Genomic DNA, 18,252 nt, shown 5'->3' on the forward strand with positions numbered 1-18,252 from the left:
CAACTGGATCAGTGTTTCATGTGCATATGATCGTGCCCGCCGCCCGCCTCGGCAGTGAGCGGACGCACCGTTGCCTGCACCTGCAGGGTTTCCTTGGCGCCCTTGGCATCCTCGATGGTCAGGGTCAGTGGCACCTGCTCACCATCCTTTACCTGCTGGTTCAGGCCCATCAGCATCACATGCAAGCCATTCGGGTCGAGGGTGACCGGCTTGCCGGCCGGCAGTTCGACCGCCTTGACCTCACGCATGCCCATCACGTCGCCGTTCATGGTCATTTCGTGCACCTGCACGGTCTTGGCTACGGGCGATGCCACGCTTACCAGTTTGCTGTCGCTACTGGCGGTGAGGGTCATGAAGGCACCGGTGGATTGCTGGTGCGGCACGCTGGCGCGCACCCAGGCGTCGCTCACGGTGGTCTGGGCGAAGGCCGGCAGGGCCAGGCCGAACAGCGCCAGGGCAGCCAGGGTGCGTTTGATCGGTTGCATCGACATTCAGCAAATCTCCATCAGGGTGAGCAGGTCTTCGGTGCATTCCTTGGCGTTGAGGGAATGGCCGAGGCTCAGGCGCAGGGTGCCACGGGTATCGTAGACGTAGCTGGTGGACGAGTGAGAGACGGTGTAGGTGTCGCCGACCGGGACTTTTTCGTAGAACACCTTGAACTCCCGGGCCACTTCGGCGATTTCCTCGGGGGTGCCGGTCAGGGCGATGATCGACGGGTCGAACGCCTTGACGTAGGCATCGAGCACTTCGGGAGTGTCGCGTTCCGGGTCCAGGGTGATGAGCACTGGCTGGAACAGTTCGAGGTCACGGCCCCGGAGCATCTTGCGGATCTGCGCCACACGCGCCAGCGCAGTCGGGCAGACCGCCGGGCACTGGGTGAAGCCGAAGAAGATCATCGGCATGCTGCCGTAGAAGCTCGACAGGGAGCGTTCGTTGCCCTGGGTGTCCTTGAGCTTGAATTTGCGCCCGAGGATCTCGTTGCTCATGTTCTTGCCGTACTTGAAGTCCAGGCCGCGGGCCGGGTTGCAACCCGCCAACAGGCCAAGCCCCAGTACGCCCATCCCGGCGACTACCGCGCGCCGGGTCAACAGATCAGTCATGGAACCATCCTTTACAGGGAAGGTGCCGGCCCTTGGGATGGGCCAGCCAGAAAACCGGGGCATTCTGTCATGCCACCCCCTGGCCATCCACCCGACCTAGGGTGGATCGGGCTGCAGCCCTTTGAATACGGGGCGCGACCGGTTGTCGCAGGGGTTGAATCCGTAACAGTTTGTTGCTAGGGATCAAGGCAGGCATCGTCTAAAAGCATCGCGGGGCAAGCCCGCTCCCACGCAGGTTTGTGTGCGTGGGAGCGGGCTTGCCCCGCGATAGGAAGAATCACCTTAGTAGTAGGCGTTTTCTTTCTGACTGTGGTCAGTCACGTCACGCACGCCCTTGAGCTCCGGAATGCGCTCGAGCAGGGTGCGCTCGATGCCTTCCTTGAGCGTCACGTCGGCCTGGCCGCAACCCTGGCAACCACCGCCGAACTGCAGCACGGCAATGCCGTCATCGACCACGTCGACCAGACTCACGGCACCGCCGTGGCTGGCCAGGCCCGGGTTGATCTCGGTCTGCAGGTAGTAGTTGATCCGCTCGTTGATCGGGCTGTCTTCGTTGACCATCGGCACCTTGGCGTTCGGGGCCTTGATGGTCAGCTGGCCGCCCATGCGGTCGGTGGCATAGTCGACCAGCGCGTCTTCGAGAAACGGCACGCTGACGGCGTCCAGGTAAGCGGTGAAGCTCTTCAGGCCCACCGGCTCGTCGTCGGGTTTTTCTTCGCCTGGCTTGCAGTAGGCGATGCAGGTTTCGGCGTACTGGGTGCCCGGCTGGGTGATGAAAATACGGATGCCGATCCCCGGCGTGTTCTGCTTGGAGAGCAGATCGGCCAGGTAATCATGGGCGGCGTCGGTAATAGTTATAGCGCTCATGGAAGTTCCTCACAGACTTGCCGGCAGTGTACGCCAACCCGTGCCCCGAACAAAGTCCTAGTATTTGACTCGGGATAGCGCCAGCGCGGGTTCCGCAGCCGCGGGAGCCGCCAACCAGGCCTTGAGCCGCCCGTACAGGCCACGTTCCAGCCAGTGATAGCTGAGCCACGACATTAGTCCGATTGACGGCACGCACAGGGCGAATACCAGGTACGGGTTCAGGCGCAGCCGCTGGCTGGCGAACAAGCCAGCGTAAAGCACCAGCACATGGATCAGGTACACCGAGTAGGAGCAATCGCCCAGCATCTTGAGCAGCCGGTTGCCTTTGAAGTACGGCTCCAGGGCAATGAACGCCAGCACCACCAGCGCGCTGGGCAGGCCCCAGTGCAGCAGGCGCTGCGAGGCGTCCAGGTGATAGAGCGCGAAGCCCGCCAGCGCCAGCAGCCCCAATGGCGGCCATAGCCCCTCGCGGATCAGCCCGCGCCGGTACAGCACCCCCAGGCCGATGCCCAGCAGGAATTCGTAGACGATGTCGTTGTTGTAGAAACGGCTGAGCACACCCAGGCGGCCGAGCACTTCGCTGACCAGCAACAGCGCCGCCGTCACCAGCAACAGGTGATGGCGCTGGCGCACCAGGAAGGCCAGGCCGAACAGCAGGTAGAAAAACATCTCGAAGTTCAACGTCCAGCCGACATTGAGCGTGGGATACAGGCCATAGCCACCGGGGTTCTCGGCCGGGATGAACAGCAGCGACAACAAGAGGTGCTGCCACTCGAAGACCTGGTGCGGCATCCAGCGGCTGGCGATCAGCATCAATACGGCCATCAACAGGGTGTAGAACCAGTAGGCCGGGACGATGCGCAGGGCGCGGTTGAGCAGGAACTGCCCGGGGGCTATGTCCTTGTCGCGGGTGGACAGGTAAATCACCAGCCCGCTGATCACGAAGAAGATATCCACCCCCACCGCACCGCGCTCGGCGAGCAGTTGGCCGATCGGGCCGCTGGCGTGGAAGTCGAAGAAGATTTGCCGGAAGTGGTGGCAGACCACCACCCAGGCGGCGAATGCGCGCAGAGCTTGAAGCGAATACAGCATGAAATACCTGCGATTGCCGGTGCATTGAGGCCTTCGCGAGCGCGTTGCGCTCGTTCGCGGGTAAACCCGCTCCCACAGGTACTGTGCTGAACCCAAGGTCTGCACTATCCCTGTGGGAGCGGGTTTACCCGCGAAGGGCTGCAAGGCAGCCCCAAAGCCTGTTCACCCACTCCGACCGCAGGATGCCGGGAATGTCCCGGCTGACCGATCAGAGGTTCTCGTAGCGGTTCATGTCCAGCACGCCCTCTTCCACCGGATCGGTCTCCTGGAGGTAGCGGCTCAGGTCATGGAAGTAGCGCCAGAACTCGGGGTGGCTGCGGCGCACGCCCCAGCGCATGACCACCCGCTCGAACTTCGCCGTGTCGTCACGGGCGGCCTCCAGGTCTTCGACAAACTCCGGTACATCCTTGGCCGGCACATTGAAGATGAAGTTGGGATAGCTGCTGAGCACGCCGGGGTACAGCGTGAGGGTGTCCAGCCCAGGCTGGTAGCGGTACGCCTCGCCAAGCAGGAAGGCCACATTGCTGTGGGCGCGGTTGCGCAGCAGGCTGTAGACCTGACGCTGGCCGCCCTGCCCTTCGATACGCAGCATCGTCGCCTCGGGCAACTGGCCGATCACCTTCAGGCCGGCGGCCGGGCGCGAGACCAGACGGCTGAGCGACTGCTCGACATCACGGAACTCCTCGCTCATCTGCGGCCGCGAGCAGAAGGCCCCCTGACAGCGGTTGATCGGGTCGGGCGCGGCATTCAGGCTGCCGGTGCGCTGCAGCAACTTGACACCGAAATCGCGCTTGGGGTCGTGCTTGTCGAGCTTGAGGGCACTGGGGGTGTCGGTGTCGATGTCGGTGTAGTCCATCCACATCTTCACCTTGCCGCTGTTCTGGTACCAGTCGCCGAGGATCTCGCCACGCTTGTTGGCCGGCATCAGACGCAGGAAATTGACCTCGGCGCCGTTGCGGATCAGGTCGAAGTACAGGCGAGTCTGCAACTGGTGCGAGACGTTGCCGAACACGTCGAAGTTCACCGCCAGCTGGTAATAAGTGCGTTCGAACAGCGGGTAGTCGAACAGCCACATGGTCAAGGGTACATCGCCGATCAGGCCCTTGGTGACCGAGGCGCTGTCGAAGTGGCGGAAGATGCTCAGCAGGGCATTGTCATTACCCGCCCACAGGGTCGACCAGCTCGGCGCGGGCTGCTCGGCATAGGCCTCGCGGCGCAGCGCCTCGTAGTCGTTGCGCTTGTCGCGATAGGCGTGCCACAGGCTCAACACGCTGCCCACGTCGTCGATCTGACCCGGCATGGCCAGCAACGGCGTGGCCTCGCCACGGTAGCGCGCATCGGTGATGTAGAGGTCGTGGGCCGGTTCCTGGAACAGCGCCCAGAAGTTGTCACGGATCACGTCGGTGGCGATCTGCCCACGGCACACCGGGCCACGGATGAAGGTACGCACGAAATATTCGGCGTTATCCAGCATGAACTGGTAGCGCGCCACCGCCGGGATCGCCTCGAAGGTTTCGAACGGGTTGGCGCGGTGGCGCGGGCCGTAACCGGGCAGCGCATCGGCGTGCCAGTCGCCGCTGTAGAACAGCTGCTTGACCCGCTTGAGCTTCTGCGGGCCCATCGGGTAGGTGATGTGGGTCTTGTGCACGATCACCCCCTGCACCGGGATCAGCCGGTAGTAGAAGTCGGTGCCGGGCGGGTCGTTGGGGCGGCGGGTGGCGATCAGGTCGACCGGCTGGCCGCTGGGCGTGCGCGAGCGTACCCACTGGAAGAAGTGGCCCTGCTCGCCGCCCTTGAAATAGATGTGGGCGAGGAACAGGTGCTCGTACAGCCAGCGGCCGACCAGCGCTTCGGTCGAACCCGGGCGGTTGAGCAGCTCTTCCCAGTCGGCGATCTGCTGCGCTTCGACGGCACTTGGCTGGATCGGGGTCTTCTCCACCGGAGCACCGGCCGCCAGCCAGCGCTGCAAGGTCTGGTACTCCTGGTCGGTCAGGCCGGTCACCGCCAACGGCATGCCCTCCTTGGGGTGGGCGCCGGCGTAGGCGTCGAACTCGTGGGGCATGGGGCACATGTTGTTGCGATTGAGCCCCAGCACGATCTCTTCGGGCAGCTTGGCGTTGGGCGTGAGCGGGGTCTTGTGGCCCAGTTCGAGCATGCGTGCCATCAGCGCGGCCTGGCTGCCTTGCTTGTCCAGCACCGAATAGAAGCCCTGCTTGCGCCAGCCGGCCTCGTCACGGGCGTCATAGAACAGCCGGGTGGTGGGCACCGCCTTGCTGCGCTCGCCCTGATAGACCGGCACCTTGGAGGCGCCGCGCTCGGCGCCTTCGGCACTGCCCAGGTTGAGCTGGCAGGCGGCATCGTTGCAGGCGTGGCAGGCCACGCACTTCTCGGTGAAGATCGGTTGAATGTCCCGGGTGTATGAAACCGCCGGGCTGGATTGCGGGGCCTGCGCGAACGCCGCGCCACTGATCAGCAGTGCGAAGGCGCTGGCAAGAATGCGAAACAGCATGTGCCGAATGTCCTGGTTACTTGAAGCCATCACGATGTGCCTGGCGGGTCTTGAGGTGTGGGTGGCGCGCCGCACCAGGCTTTGTACGAAAAGTGCCTGCGCGACGATCATGCTGCGTTGAAAACAGGCTCGGAATGCTCATTTGCAACCAGCAAACTCCGCTTCCTCGCCTGTTTTCGCCTTGCCTGATCGCCGCTCGGCGACTTTTCGGACAAACCCTAACATGAGTGAAATTCATGCAAATGGGCAGAACGCCTAAAATCCATGCAGCTTTGTTATTATTCGGCACCTTCTGATATTCGCCCGACCAGGTAGTCCTATGTCCGACCGCAGCGCTCGTTACCAAGCACTCCAGAAAGCACTCAAAGAGCGCATCCTGATCCTCGACGGCGGCATGGGTACTATGATCCAGAGTTACCGCCTCGAGGAACACGACTATCGTGGCACGCGCTTCGCCGATTGGCCAAGCGACGTGAAGGGCAACAACGACCTGCTGCTGCTCAGCCGCCCCGATGTGATCGCGGCGATCGAGAAGGCCTACCTGGACGCCGGCGCCGACATCCTCGAAACCAACACCTTCAACGCCACGCAGATTTCCCAGGCCGACTACGGCATGGAAGCGCTGGTGTACGAGCTCAACGTCGAAGGCGCGCGCATCGCCCGCCAGGTGGCCGACGCGAAAACCCTGGAAACCCCGGACAAGCCGCGCTTCGTCGCCGGCGTGCTCGGCCCGACCAGCCGCACCTGCTCGATCTCCCCCGACGTCAACGACCCGGGCTATCGCAACGTCACCTTCGACGAACTGGTGGTGAACTACATTGAGGCCACCCGCGGCCTGATCGAGGGCGGCGCCGACCTGATCCTGATCGAAACCATCTTCGACACGCTCAACGCCAAGGCGGCGATCTTCGCCGTGCAGCAGGTGTTCGAGGAAGATGCTGTCGAACTGCCGATCATGATCTCCGGGACCATCACCGATGCCTCCGGCCGCACCCTGTCCGGGCAGACCACCGAAGCGTTCTGGAACTCGGTGCGCCACGCCAAGCCGATCTCCATCGGCCTGAACTGCGCCCTGGGCGCCAAGGACCTGCGCCCGTACCTGGAAGAGCTGTCGGGCAAGGCCGACACCTTCGTTTCGGCGCACCCCAACGCCGGCCTGCCGAACGCCTTCGGCGAATATGATGAAACCCCGGCAGAAATGGCTGCCGTGGTCGAAGAGTTCGCCGCCAGCGGCTTCCTCAACATCATCGGCGGCTGCTGCGGCACCACCCCGCCGCACATTCAGGCCATCGCCGAGGCCGTGGCCAAGTACAAACCGCGTGAAATCCCGGACATCCCCAAGGCCTGTCGCCTGTCGGGCCTGGAGCCGTTCACCATCGATCGCCAGTCGCTGTTCGTCAACGTCGGCGAGCGCACCAACATCACCGGCTCCGCCAAGTTCGCCCGGCTGATCCGTGAAGAGAACTACACCGAAGCGCTTGAGGTCGCCCTGCAGCAGGTCGAGGCCGGCGCCCAGGTGATCGACATCAACATGGACGAAGGGATGCTCGACTCCCAGGCCGCCATGGTCCGCTTCCTCAACCTGATCGCCGGCGAGCCGGACATCTCCCGCGTGCCGATCATGATCGACTCCTCCAAGTGGGAGGTGATCGAGGCGGGCCTCAAGTGCATCCAGGGCAAGGGCATCGTCAACTCGATCTCGATGAAGGAAGGCGTCGAGCAGTTCAAGCACCACGCCCGCCTGTGCAAGCGCTACGGCGCCGCCGTGGTGGTGATGGCCTTCGACGAAGTCGGCCAGGCCGACACCGCCGCGCGCAAGAAAGAGATCTGCCAGCGCAGCTACGACATCCTGGTCAATGAAGTGGGCTTCCCGCCGGAAGACATCATCTTCGACCCGAACATCTTCGCCGTCGCCACCGGCATCGAGGAGCACAACAACTACGCCGTCGACTTCATCGAGGCGTGTGCCTATATCCGCGACCACCTGCCCTACGCCCTGACCTCGGGCGGTGTGTCCAACGTGTCGTTCTCGTTCCGTGGCAACAACCCGGTGCGCGAGGCGATCCACTCGGTGTTCCTGTATCACGCCATCCAGAACGGCCTGACCATGGGTATCGTCAACGCCGGCCAGCTGGAAATCTACGACGAGATCCCCGCCGCGCTGCGCGAGAAGGTCGAGGACGTGGTGCTCAACCGCACCCCCGAAGGCACCGACGCCCTGCTGGCCATCGCCGACGACTACAAAGGTGGCGGCGCCACCAAGGAAGTCGAGAACGAAGCCTGGCGCTCGCTGCCGGTCGACAAGCGCCTGGAGCACGCCTTGGTCAAGGGCATCACCGCGCACATCGTCGAAGACACCGAGGAGTGCCGCCAGCAATGCGCGCGCCCGATCGAGGTGATCGAAGGCCCGCTGATGAGCGGCATGAACGTGGTCGGCGACCTGTTCGGCGCCGGCAAGATGTTCCTGCCCCAGGTGGTGAAATCGGCCCGGGTGATGAAGCAGGCCGTGGCCCACCTGATCCCGTTCATCGAAGCGGAGAAAGGCGACAAGCCCGAAGCCAAGGGCAAGATCCTCATGGCCACGGTCAAGGGCGACGTGCATGACATCGGCAAGAACATCGTCGGCGTGGTGCTCGGTTGCAACGGCTACGACATCGTCGACCTGGGCGTGATGGTGCCGGCCGAGAAGATCCTGCAGACCGCCCGCGAGCAGAAGTGCGACATCATCGGCCTGTCCGGCCTGATTACCCCGTCGCTGGACGAGATGGTCCACGTCGCCCGCGAGATGCAGCGCCAGGGCTTCCACCTACCGCTGATGATCGGTGGCGCCACCACCTCCAAGGCGCACACCGCGGTGAAGATCGAGCCCAAGTACTCGAACGATGCCGTGGTCTACGTCACCGACGCCTCGCGCGCGGTGGGCGTGGCCACCCAGCTGCTGTCCAAGGAGCTCAAGGCCGGCTTCGTCGAGAAGACCCGCGAGGAGTACGTGCAGGTGCGCGAGCGCACCGCCAACCGCAGCGCCCGCACCGAGCGCCTGAGCTATGCCCAGGCCATCGCCGCCAAGCCGCAATACGATTGGGCCGGCTACCAGGCCGCAGAGCCGTCCTTTACCGGCGTGAAGGTACTGGACAACATCGACCTGCGCACCCTGGCCGAGTACATCGACTGGACCCCGTTCTTCATCTCCTGGGACCTGGCCGGCAAGTTCCCGCGCATCCTCACCGACGAAGTCGTCGGCGAGGCGGCCACCTCGCTGTACCAGGACGCCCGCGAGATGCTCGACAAGCTCATCGACGAAAAGCTGATCAGTGCCCGCGCGGTGTTCGGCTTCTGGCCGGCCAACCAGGTCAATCATGACGACATCGAGGTGTATGGCGACGACGGCAAACCGCTGGCCACCCTGCACCACCTGCGCCAGCAGACCATCAAACCTGACGGCAAGCCGAACTGGTCGCTGGCCGACTTCGTCGCGCCGAAGGACAGTGGCGTGACCGACTACGTGGGTGGCTTCATCACCACCGCCGGCATCGGTGCCGAGGAAGTGGCCAAGGCCTATCAGGACAAGGGCGACGACTACAGCTCGATCATGGTCAAGGCCCTGGCCGACCGCCTGGCCGAGGCCTGCGCCGAGTGGCTGCACGAGCAGGTGCGTAAAGAGCACTGGGGTTATGCCAAGGACGAGCACCTGGACAACGAAGCGCTGATCAAGGAGCAGTACAGCGGTATCCGCCCTGCCCCTGGCTACCCGGCGTGCCCGGACCACACCGAGAAGGAAACCCTGTTCCGCCTGCTCGACGGCAGCGCCATCGGCGAAACCGGCCCAAGTGGGGTGTTCCTCACCGAGCACTTCGCCATGTTCCCGGCGGCGGCGGTCAGCGGCTGGTACTTCGCCCACCCGCAGGCGCAGTACTTTGCCGTGGGCAAGGTGGACAAGGACCAGGTCGAGCAATACAGCGAGCGCAAGGGCCAGGACCTGAGCGTGAGCGAGCGCTGGCTGGCGCCGAACCTGGGTTACGACAGCTAAGGCTGCGGCGGCCCCATCGCCGGCAAGCCGGCTCCCACAGGAATTGCACTCCAACCTGTGGGAGCCGGCTTGCCAGCGATGGGCTCGGAACATTCACCTACACTGTCCCTGATTGCCTCTGACCCAAGGAGCCAACCATGGACGATTCCAGCCAAGGCAAACCACCCACCTTCTGGCAGATGCTGCAGAGCATCCTCGCCGCCGCCTTCGGCGTGCAAAGCGGCAAGAACCGCGCCCGCGACTTCACCTACGGCAAGGCCAGCCACTTCATCGTAATGGGCACGCTGTTCACCCTGGTGTTCATCTTCGTGCTGATCGGGCTGGTGCAACTGGCGGTGCATCTGACTGCGCGCTAGACAAACATGCAATCCCTGTAGGACCGCAAGCCATCAGGTCACGATGAAATGGATGCTGAACGCAAACCGCCCGCGTGTATCCACTCCGCGGGCGGTTCAGGTTTGTTTCACGGTTTATGGCGGCCCGTTACTGGTGGCTGACCCAATACACGGCGGTGACCACCACCAGCACGATCAGGCACAGGATCGCCCAGGCGTCGACACTGCTGTCAGCTTTGCGGACCTTGGTTGAGTTTCCCATTGCATTGCCTCTTGTAGTGGTTATGGGAATGCACTTCACAAGCAGCAGTTAAGTCCAGCAATGTCCTTCGCTCAAGCAGGGACTTTCAATAGTCGACGGGCGACGTGAGAAACGGGTAGCGGTAGCTGGCCGGCCGCCCTTCGGCGCTGTAGTGATGAAAGTCGACGCCGTGGCCACCCTGCTCCAGCAACTGCAGCCAGCGTCGGGCCTTGGCCGGGTCGATCAGCTGCAAGACCGGCACCTGATGCTCGCGCAATCCGTCGCGATTCACCGCCAGGCCCATGGCATCGTCGTGCAGCATGACCATGGCCCAGCCGCCCAGGGTGAAATGGCCGCCCATCAACACCCCCAGGCGCCCGTCGATCAGTGCACGGAGGGCTTCCGGCGAGCTGTTCACCGCACTGAACACAGCATCGCGCCCCGGCACCTTGCCAGCCTGCTCGAAGGCCCGCATGGCGCCGAAGGCCATTTCATCGTTGGCCGACCACACCAGCCGCGTCTGCGGATAGCGCTCCAGCAGCACCTGCGCCTGTTCGAAGGCGCGCTGGCGGTTCCAGCCGCCATACACCACCTGGCGCAAGCGCACCTGCGGGAAGTCCGCCAGCGCGCGGCGCATGCCCTGCTCGCGCAGTTGCGAGGCCGGGGTGGTCTTGACCCCGGCAAAGGCCAGCAGGTCGACCGGCTCGGACGAGGGCGGCAGTTTCGCCACCATCGCCTTGAGCATCTGGTAGCCGGCCGCTTCGTCGTTGTTGGTCAGGGTGCCGAGCACTTCGGGGTACTTGTCGGGCTGGGCCTGGATGCTGCGCGCCTGGCTGTCCGTCAGGCCGTTGTTGACCAAAAACAGCTTGACCCCGGTGCCGCGGGACAGGCGAATGATCTCGGGAGCGACGTACTGTTCGTTGACCAGCACCAGGTAGTCTGGGCGTTCCGGCCCCTGCAGCACGGCGCGGGCCTGGGTCAGGGCGAGGTCGGCCCGGCGCTCGCTGTACTGCACGCGCAGTTGCATGCCCAGGTCCGTGGCGGCGGCCTGCATGAAGCGTGAGTAGTCGACCCAGAACGTCTCGTTGGACAAGCCTGGGTTGAGAAATACCACCGAAGCGGCCTGTGCGCCCGCCACCAGTGGCAGGCTCAGGCACAGGCCCTGGCACAAGGCCTTGAGCATGCGGTTACATCCCTGGGGAGCAAACAGCGGAGTATACGCGTAGCGCGGTATAGAGCGGGCAAATGGCAGTCAGTCTCACTTAGTCCAAATGGTTCTTTTCATATGCAAAAACATCACTTTAGCGCATAAACCCACTCTGCTATCGTTCCCCCGCTCCGCTCCGGAGTGCGCGGCCGTGCGCGCGATTAGCTGCATGCAGCCTGAGACAGGACTTTTATGTACGTATACGACGAGTACGATCAGCGGATCATCGAGGACCGCGTCAAGCAGTTCCGTGATCAGACCCGCCGCTACCTGGCCGGTGAGCTGAGCGAAGAAGAATTCCGCCCGCTGCGCCTGCAGAACGGGCTCTATGTCCAACGCTTCGCCCCGATGCTGCGCGTCGCCGTGCCCTATGGCCAGCTGAACGCGACGCAGGCCCGTATGCTGGCGAAGATCGCCCGCGACTACGATAAGGGCTACGCGCATATCAGCACCCGCCAGAACGTGCAGTACAACTGGCCGGCGCTGGAAGACATCCCGGACATCCTGGCTGAGCTGGCCACCGTGCAGATGCACGCGATCCAGACCAGCGGCAACTGCCTGCGCAACGTCACCACCGACCAGTTCGCCGGTGTCGCCGCCGACGAACTGGTGGACCCGCGCCCATGGTGCGAGATCGTCCGCCAGTGGACCACCTTCCACCCGGAATTCGCCTACCTGCCGCGCAAGTTCAAGATTGCCGTCAACGGTTCGAGCGACGACCGCGCCGCCATCGAAGTGCACGACATCGGCCTTGAGCCGGTGCGCAACGCTGCCGGCGAGCTGGGCTTCCGCGTGCTGGTAGGTGGCGGCCTGGGCCGTACCCCGGTGATCGGCGCGTTCATCAACGAGTTCCTGCCGTGGCAGGAGTTGCTCAGCTACCTGGACGCCATCCTGCGCGTGTACAACCGTTACGGCCGCCGTGACAACAAGTACAAGGCGCGGATCAAGATCCTGGTCAAGGCCCTCACCCCGGAAGTGTTCGCCGAGAAGGTCGAGGCCGAAATGGCCCACCTGCGCGGTGGCGACACCACCCTGACCGAGGCCGAAGTGCAGCGCGTGGCGCGCCACTTCGTCGACCCTGAGTACCTGGCGCTCGACAACCAGGACTTCAGCACACTGGATGCCGAGCACCCAGGCTTCGCCCGCTGGCGTTCGCGCAACACCCGCGCGCACAAGAAGCCGGGCTACGTCGCTGTCACCCTGTCGCTCAAGCCCACCGGCGTCGCCCCGGGCGATCTGACCGACAAGCAGCTGGACGCCGTCGCCGACTTCGCCGAGCGCTACAGCTTCGGCTACCTGCGCACCTCGCACGAGCAGAACATCATCCTCGCCGACGTCGAGCAGCGCCAGCTGCACGCCCTGTGGCTGGAACTGCGCGAGCAAGGCTTCGCCACACCGAACATCGGCCTGCTGACCGACATCATCTGCTGCCCGGGCGGTGATTTCTGCTCGCTGGCCAACGCCAAGTCGATCCCGATCGCCGAGTCCATCCAGCGCCGCTTCGACGACCTGGACTACCTGTTCGACATCGGCGAGCTCGACCTGAACATCTCCGGCTGCATGAACGCCTGCGGCCACCACCACGTCGGCCACATCGGCATCCTCGGGGTGGACAAGAAGGGCGAGGAGTTCTACCAGGTTTCGCTGGGCGGCAACGCCGCGCGCGACGCCAGCCTGGGCAAGATCCTCGGCCCTTCGTTCGCCCAGGATGACATGGCCGACGTGATCGAGAAGCTGATCAACGTGTATGTCGAGCAACGCACCGAAGACGAGCGCTTCATCGACACCTACCAGCGGATCGGCATCGACCCCTTCAAGGAACGCGTCTATGCAGCGAATCATTAAGAACAACCAGATCGTCGACGAAACCTGGCACCTGCTGCCCAAGGACGTCTCGATCGACGAGCTGACCAACTGCGACGACTACATCGTGCCGCTGCAACTGTGGCGTGACCATCCGAGCATGCTCAAGGCCCGCGACGGCGGCCTGGGCATCTGGCTGGACAGCGACGAGGAAGCGGAAGAGATCGGCGCAGACGTCCAGCACTTCCAGGTCATCGCCCTGAACTTCCCGGCCTTCACCGACGGGCGCAACTATTCCAATGCGCGCCTGCTGCGTGACCGTTACAAGTTCAAGGGTGAGCTGCGCGCCATCGGCGACGTGCTGCGCGACCAGCTGTTCTACATGGCCCGTTGCGGCTTCGATGCGTTCGCCATCCGTGCCGACAAGGACCCGGAAGACGCGCTGCAGAGCCTGAAGGACTTCTCGGTGACCTACCAGGGCGCCACCGACGAGCCGCTGCCGCTGTTCCGCCGCCGCTGATCGTCAGCTGCTGCATCGACCGGCCCGCCTTATGGCGGGCCGGTTCGTTTCGCACATATCGCTCAGGTTTGACGATGGCATGCCGATATCATCGGTAGACCCATTCCCGCGCAAGGACCGCGACATGAACCCGATCAGCACCGCGCTGCGGCTCCCCCTCGCCTACAGCAGCTCCCCCCCCCAGCAGACCGTCAGCCTGCACAAGGCCGCACACCCCGCCGACAGCCCAAGCGCTCAGGTCAACCTCGGCCTGGATACCCGCGTTGCCGATGCCCAGACATACTCCGCCAGGGGCTCGCTGGGCACACCGCAAAGCCGTTACCTCTGGCAGCAGGAAAACACCGACCCGCTCAGCCTGCACATGCAGGGCAGCCTCAGGAGCAATACGCTGAGCGGGAGTTTCCAGGGCCTGGGCGCAACCCTCATGGAACAACTGGTCGCCAACGGCGGCCAGCGCGTGTCCCAATCGGCGCTGCTGGCAGGCGCAAATAGCCAAGCCGACGCCGTGCTGCTGGCCCAGCAGCAGTCAGAGCTGCGTAAGTACGCCAGCAACCACGTGACCTTGAACCTGACCACCGCTTCCGGGGCAACTGTCACCCTCGGCCTCTACAGCAGCGAGAAAGGCCTGGCCGTCGATGCCGAGGTGCAGAACGGCACCCTCAGCGACACCGAACTGAAGAGCCTGGCGAGCCTCGCCAATGGCTTCGAGTCGGTGATCAGCGGCCTGAACCAGCAGCCGCCGCGCCTCAAGCTGGACGCTATGCTCAAGCTCGATCAGAACCTGTTCACCGGGCTGCAGATGAATGCCAGGCTCGATCTGGTCGACGGCGAGCAGCAGACCTTCGATCTGCGTCTGAATCAAACCACCCGCAGTGTCAGCCTGCAGGGGCCGAACGGCGACCTGCAACTGAACCTCGACACCCAGGGGGGTAGCTTGCTTGGTGGCACGGCGCAGCGACAGGCGGCGCTCAACAACTACCTGGCCCAGTTCGATGCTGCGCAGGAGCGCGGCAAGGGCGATGCGCACTTGATGACGCTGTTCAAGGACGCCTTCCGCCAACTCAACCAGGTGGACGACAATAGTCCGCGCCCGGCCGGGCACAGCATGCCAAACAAAAGGGAAGAGAAAGAAGAAAAAGAAGGAGAGAAGAAGGAAGAACAGAGAGAGAAAAGAAAGAAAGAAGAAAAAAAAAGAGAAGAAGGGAAGGAAAGAGAAGAAGAGAGAGAAAAGAGAGGAAAAGAGAAAAAGAGAAAAAGAAGACAAGAAGAGAAAAGAAGGAAAGAAGAAAAAAGAAAGAAGAAAGAAAAAGAAGAAGAAAGAAGAAAAAGAAAGCAAGAGAAGGGAAGAAAGAGAAGACCACCCAACAAGCAAGCACGCACCCAAGAGATCAGCCACATCACCGATTTAGTCTCGCTACGACTGAAAAGTCACCACCAAGCACAGCGAACGTCACCTCAAATAGACGCGGCAACATGCATGGAACCACGAACCAGGGCCGACCTCCTTGCGGGCGACACAACAGGACACCCGGCCCAAAACACCGTCAAATGAGCGTGAGGCCCGCGAAGACCTACAGAACGCAGCACGAACCGAAGACTACACCCGTGCCCCCCGGAACACAGCAACACCCCGCATAGACCATATTATAGCTCGTACAGTCGCTGACCACCGTCAATATTAGGCGAGGGAACTTCACAATCGCCAAGTTGCCACAACAACTCTCCACGTCGTATCTCGAAAGACCCGCTCCCAACATACGAAGTGGAAATCATGTGGCGCTTCCAGTGGCGGATTATCTGATCCACAGCAGCCGCCAACGTCCAAGGCCTCAGAACTGTCAAGTCGACTAACTAGCTCGCCAAGCGATTGCCCCAGCGGCACAATGTAAGGGAATTATGGTCAGTTGATTGCGCGATGCATGCCCTAAGCCACCACCCCACAGTTGTACGAGTACAACACTATGACCAAACGAACCAAAAACTAGCCAGCACGGCACCGAGCAACTCACAATACACCGTACAAAATTCCGGCGGACTCAATTCAATCGCTGCCACCCTTCCATACCACGTGGTACACTACGCTACGGGCAAAGACAAGCGCCGCAAAATCACTAGCTCGCCGCGAAATACAACATCTGCTCAAGGACCACACACGAACTTAGCAACATCAGAATACAGTAGGAACAGACCGCCGCGGGCTGCGCAACGTCGGGGTAGCCACGGCCGGCGATCTCGACGCCGGTCGGCGCCTGGGTCGACAGCCAGTAGGCATACACACTCAGCGCAGTCATCTGCGGGCTGTCGGCCGCCGGTGGCTTGCCATTCATGCTGAACTGGAAACAACCCTGGATGCGTTCGGCGAAGGTGTTGACCTTGTCGTTTTTCTTGCGGTAGGCCGGGTACATCGGATAGGCGCCCCACAACGGCGCCGAGTGGGCCATGCGCCCCTGATCAAGGTGGCAATTGCTGCAATTCAGGCCATTGCCCACGGCGTCGGGCATCAAGCGGCGGGTATCGACGAACAATGCATGGCCTTGGCGGACCATCTTGCCAAAGGCGTTGTCGGGGATGGCGCTTTCGGCGGGCGCCACGAACTGCGGCGCGGCCTGCACGCCCGGCACCTTGAGCTGCGATTGATCTTCCATGGCAATCGGCGCGGCCTGGGCACTGCCCATGGCCAGCAACAGCACAGCGGGGATCAGGGTTTTCATGGCTTGACCTCCTGGCTGGGCGACGGGCTTGCTGCGTTGGCGAAATACTCGGCTATCGCCTTGACCTCGGCATCGGTCATGGCCTTGGCCACGTTGACCATCAACTGGTTGGGGTCGTTGCTGCGGCTGCCGTCGCGCCAGGCATTGAGCTGGGCAACCAGGTAGCCGGCCGGTTGCCCGGCCAGGGGTGGGAAGTGTTCGCCGACTCCGCTGCCACCAGGCCCATGGCACTGCACGCAGCCAGGGATCTGCCGGCCCCAGTCGCCATACAGGGCCAAACGGGTTACCGCATCGCCGGCAATCTGCTGGCGACGCAATTCGGCGGCGCCATCGGCCGGGAGCGCCGCCAGGTAGGAACTGACGGCGTCGATTTCCGCGTCACTCAGCGCCTTGGCCAGCGGCTCCATCACCGCCTGCTTGCGGCTGCCCTGGCGAAAATCCCGCAGCTGCTTGGCAAGGTAGCCGGCAGGCAAACCAGCAAGGCGGGGGAAGCCGGCTGCGGCAATGCCTTTGCCGTCCGGCCCATGGCAGCCAAGGCAGGCCATGGCGGCGGGGTTCTGCCCGCCCTGGTTGAAGACCTGTTGCCCGTCGGCGGCATACGCCGAGGGCCAGGCCAGGATCAGCCAACCGCCGATCACGACACGACTCAGGGATATCATCACGGAAGACTCCATTTTCCTTGTTATAAGCTTAGGCTCAAACGACATAAGCCCAGAAATACTAGGGCTTATCCCCGGTATGCGACAACGTGTCACCGGGAAGGAAAAGGGCAATCTGCCTTTTAATCGATCAATGACTGCGCTGGATCAAGAACCGGAGATGCACTCGGTCGCTGCAGTGCGCACATCCCCCAGGCGCAGGGGGAAATTGCTCAAACGCTCATGAACCTTGATCGCACTGCCGCTGCCACGCTTGTCGATGTCCAGCAGCGCCGCAGGCCCTGCGCTGGCCGACAGTTTTTGCGGCACGATCAGGCGCAGGCCGTCGCCGCGCACTTCTTCACCCAACGGGTCACGGCTGTCCGCCAGCTTGCGCTTGACGCAATCGGCGTATTCACGGGGCGTCTTGCCAGACATCACATCCATGGTTTCGTGGGACTGCTCCAGCTCCGTCACGCTTGCGCAGCCCCCCAGCGCCAGCGCCACCGCCGCTACCAGCCATTTCATTTACGCTACTCCAATTGCAAAGGTCACCCTCTGACCGCAGCCAGGCGCAATTGCTCCCCGATCTGGCAGAAATCTCCCCGCCGGCTCGAGCCCGGACGCAAGTGTAGCCCCACATCGTGGTATCTTTCGCCTTTGCAGAAACAACCCTTGCGGAGCACCCCATGAAATTCGTACACCAGCGCGAGCACCTGAACGAGGACGACATCGTCGTCATCGAATGCTCCCAGCGCTGCAACATCCGCCTGATGAACGACGCCAACTTCCGCAGCTTCAAGAATGGCGGGCGACACACTTACCACGGCGGCCACTTCGAGAAGTTCCCGGCAAAAATCACCGTGCCCAGCACCGGTTTCTGGAACATCACCATCGATACCGTCACCACGCGCCCGATCTCGGTGACCCGCAAGCCGACCCTGACGCACAAGATCAAGATCATTCGCCGCTCCTCGTCGAAACTCGGATAACGCCCGCATGACCCAGACCATCAAGTATGTGATCAAGTACAAGCTCGACGGCGAACGCCGCTGGGATTTCGCCCTGATGCCCGATGCCTCCCTGGAGCAGGCGCAGCAGGCCCTGCGCAAGATCCACGGCGACGACGCCGAGAAGATCAGCGACATACAGGTCAGCAAGGCCCTGTAAAGCCGCCCCGATCCCGCCGCACTCTAGGAGTC

Annotated in this window: 15 protein-coding genes and 1 pseudogene; 7 read left to right on the forward strand and 9 right to left on the reverse strand. The window is 62.9% G+C overall.

The genetic code is table 11. The features are described 5' to 3' along the window. Positions 1 to 8: 8 nt before the first annotated feature. The 5 genes from LOY51_RS17000 to LOY51_RS17020 all read right to left on the reverse strand — a co-directional run bounded on the left by LOY51_RS17000 (position 9) and on the right by LOY51_RS17020 (position 5,568). Entirely contained in the window at positions 9 to 491 is a 483-nt protein-coding gene (locus LOY51_RS17000) for a copper chaperone PCu(A)C (protein WP_110996176.1), read from the reverse strand. Then, the gene (locus LOY51_RS17005) at positions 492 to 1,100 is read right to left on the reverse strand and encodes an SCO family protein (protein ID WP_125464547.1); all 609 of its coding nucleotides are present in this window, start codon (positions 1,098 to 1,100) and stop codon (positions 492 to 494) included. It abuts the gene before it with no gap. Between the two features lie 282 nt (positions 1,101 to 1,382). Continuing rightward, on the reverse strand, positions 1,383 to 1,967 hold the full coding sequence (gene nfuA / locus LOY51_RS17010; protein WP_110996563.1) for a Fe-S biogenesis protein NfuA: 585 nt from the start codon (positions 1,965 to 1,967) through the stop codon (positions 1,383 to 1,385). Between the two features lie 57 nt (positions 1,968 to 2,024). Next, complete coding sequence (locus tag LOY51_RS17015) at positions 2,025 to 3,059, reverse strand: acyltransferase family protein (RefSeq protein ID WP_258642253.1); 1,035 nt, start codon at positions 3,057 to 3,059, stop codon at positions 2,025 to 2,027. 208 nt (positions 3,060 to 3,267) lie between these two features. Next, positions 3,268 to 5,568: a fatty acid cis/trans isomerase gene (locus tag LOY51_RS17020; protein WP_258642255.1), complete on the reverse strand. Its 2,301-nt coding sequence runs from the start codon at positions 5,566 to 5,568 to the stop codon at positions 3,268 to 3,270. A gap of 319 nt (positions 5,569 to 5,887) precedes the next feature. Between LOY51_RS17020 and metH the strand changes: the two genes are divergently transcribed. Together metH and LOY51_RS17030 are read left to right on the forward strand one after the other, a co-directional pair. Continuing rightward, positions 5,888 to 9,595 (forward strand): methionine synthase, encoded by a 3,708-nt coding sequence (gene metH, locus LOY51_RS17025; RefSeq protein ID WP_258642258.1) that lies wholly within the window; start codon positions 5,888 to 5,890, stop codon positions 9,593 to 9,595. Positions 9,596 to 9,732: 137 nt separating this feature from the next. Further along, a complete protein-coding gene (locus tag LOY51_RS17030) occupies positions 9,733 to 9,951 on the forward strand; it encodes a DUF2970 domain-containing protein (protein ID WP_125464551.1) in 219 nt (72 codons plus the stop codon). A 326-nt stretch (positions 9,952 to 10,277) separates the two neighbouring features. Here LOY51_RS17030 and LOY51_RS17035 read toward each other — a convergent pair whose 3' ends face one another. After that, a complete protein-coding gene (locus tag LOY51_RS17035; protein WP_125859128.1) occupies positions 10,278 to 11,354 on the reverse strand; it encodes an ABC transporter substrate-binding protein in 1,077 nt (358 codons plus the stop codon). Positions 11,355 to 11,570: 216 nt separating this feature from the next. Between LOY51_RS17035 and LOY51_RS17040 the strand changes: the two genes are divergently transcribed. The 3 genes from LOY51_RS17040 (at position 11,571) to LOY51_RS17050 (ending at position 15,253) form a co-directional block, all read left to right on the forward strand. Continuing rightward, on the forward strand, positions 11,571 to 13,223 hold the full coding sequence (locus tag LOY51_RS17040) for a nitrite/sulfite reductase (protein ID WP_125859129.1): 1,653 nt from the start codon (positions 11,571 to 11,573) through the stop codon (positions 13,221 to 13,223). Next, positions 13,207 to 13,701 carry a DUF934 domain-containing protein gene (locus LOY51_RS17045; protein WP_110995358.1) on the forward strand — a complete coding sequence of 165 codons (495 nt, stop codon included), beginning with the start codon at positions 13,207 to 13,209 and terminating at the stop codon, positions 13,699 to 13,701. The genes LOY51_RS17040 and LOY51_RS17045 overlap by 17 nt, the downstream gene beginning before the upstream one ends. A gap of 124 nt (positions 13,702 to 13,825) precedes the next feature. Next, on the forward strand, positions 13,826 to 15,253 hold the full coding sequence (locus LOY51_RS17050) for a hypothetical protein (protein ID WP_258642261.1): 1,428 nt from the start codon (positions 13,826 to 13,828) through the stop codon (positions 15,251 to 15,253). Between the two features lie 643 nt (positions 15,254 to 15,896). On the opposite strand, the pseudogene LOY51_RS17055 reads toward LOY51_RS17050, so the two are convergent. The 3 genes and pseudogenes from LOY51_RS17055 to LOY51_RS17065 form a co-directional block, all read right to left on the reverse strand. Then, positions 15,897 to 16,412 (reverse strand): annotated as a pseudogene (locus LOY51_RS17055) (c-type cytochrome); the annotation flags it as partial. Continuing rightward, entirely contained in the window at positions 16,409 to 17,071 is a 663-nt protein-coding gene (locus tag LOY51_RS17060) for a c-type cytochrome (protein ID WP_258646676.1), read from the reverse strand. The gene LOY51_RS17060 and the pseudogene LOY51_RS17055, both read right to left, overlap by 4 nt. Positions 17,072 to 17,218: 147 nt before the next feature. Next, the gene (locus LOY51_RS17065) at positions 17,219 to 17,578 is read right to left on the reverse strand and encodes a hypothetical protein (RefSeq protein WP_125464556.1); all 360 of its coding nucleotides are present in this window, start codon (positions 17,576 to 17,578) and stop codon (positions 17,219 to 17,221) included. A gap of 161 nt (positions 17,579 to 17,739) precedes the next feature. Between LOY51_RS17065 and LOY51_RS17070 the strand changes: the two genes are divergently transcribed. Further along, a complete protein-coding gene (locus tag LOY51_RS17070) occupies positions 17,740 to 18,042 on the forward strand; it encodes a DUF1883 domain-containing protein (protein ID WP_046855131.1) in 303 nt (100 codons plus the stop codon). A gap of 7 nt (positions 18,043 to 18,049) precedes the next feature. Then, complete coding sequence (locus LOY51_RS17075; RefSeq protein ID WP_167409850.1) at positions 18,050 to 18,220, forward strand: hypothetical protein; 171 nt, start codon at positions 18,050 to 18,052, stop codon at positions 18,218 to 18,220. Positions 18,221 to 18,252: the final 32 nt, after the last annotated feature.

It is taken from the genome of Pseudomonas sichuanensis (genome assembly GCF_024749065.1).
Lineage (GTDB): Bacteria > Pseudomonadota > Gammaproteobacteria > Pseudomonadales > Pseudomonadaceae > Aquipseudomonas > Aquipseudomonas sichuanensis.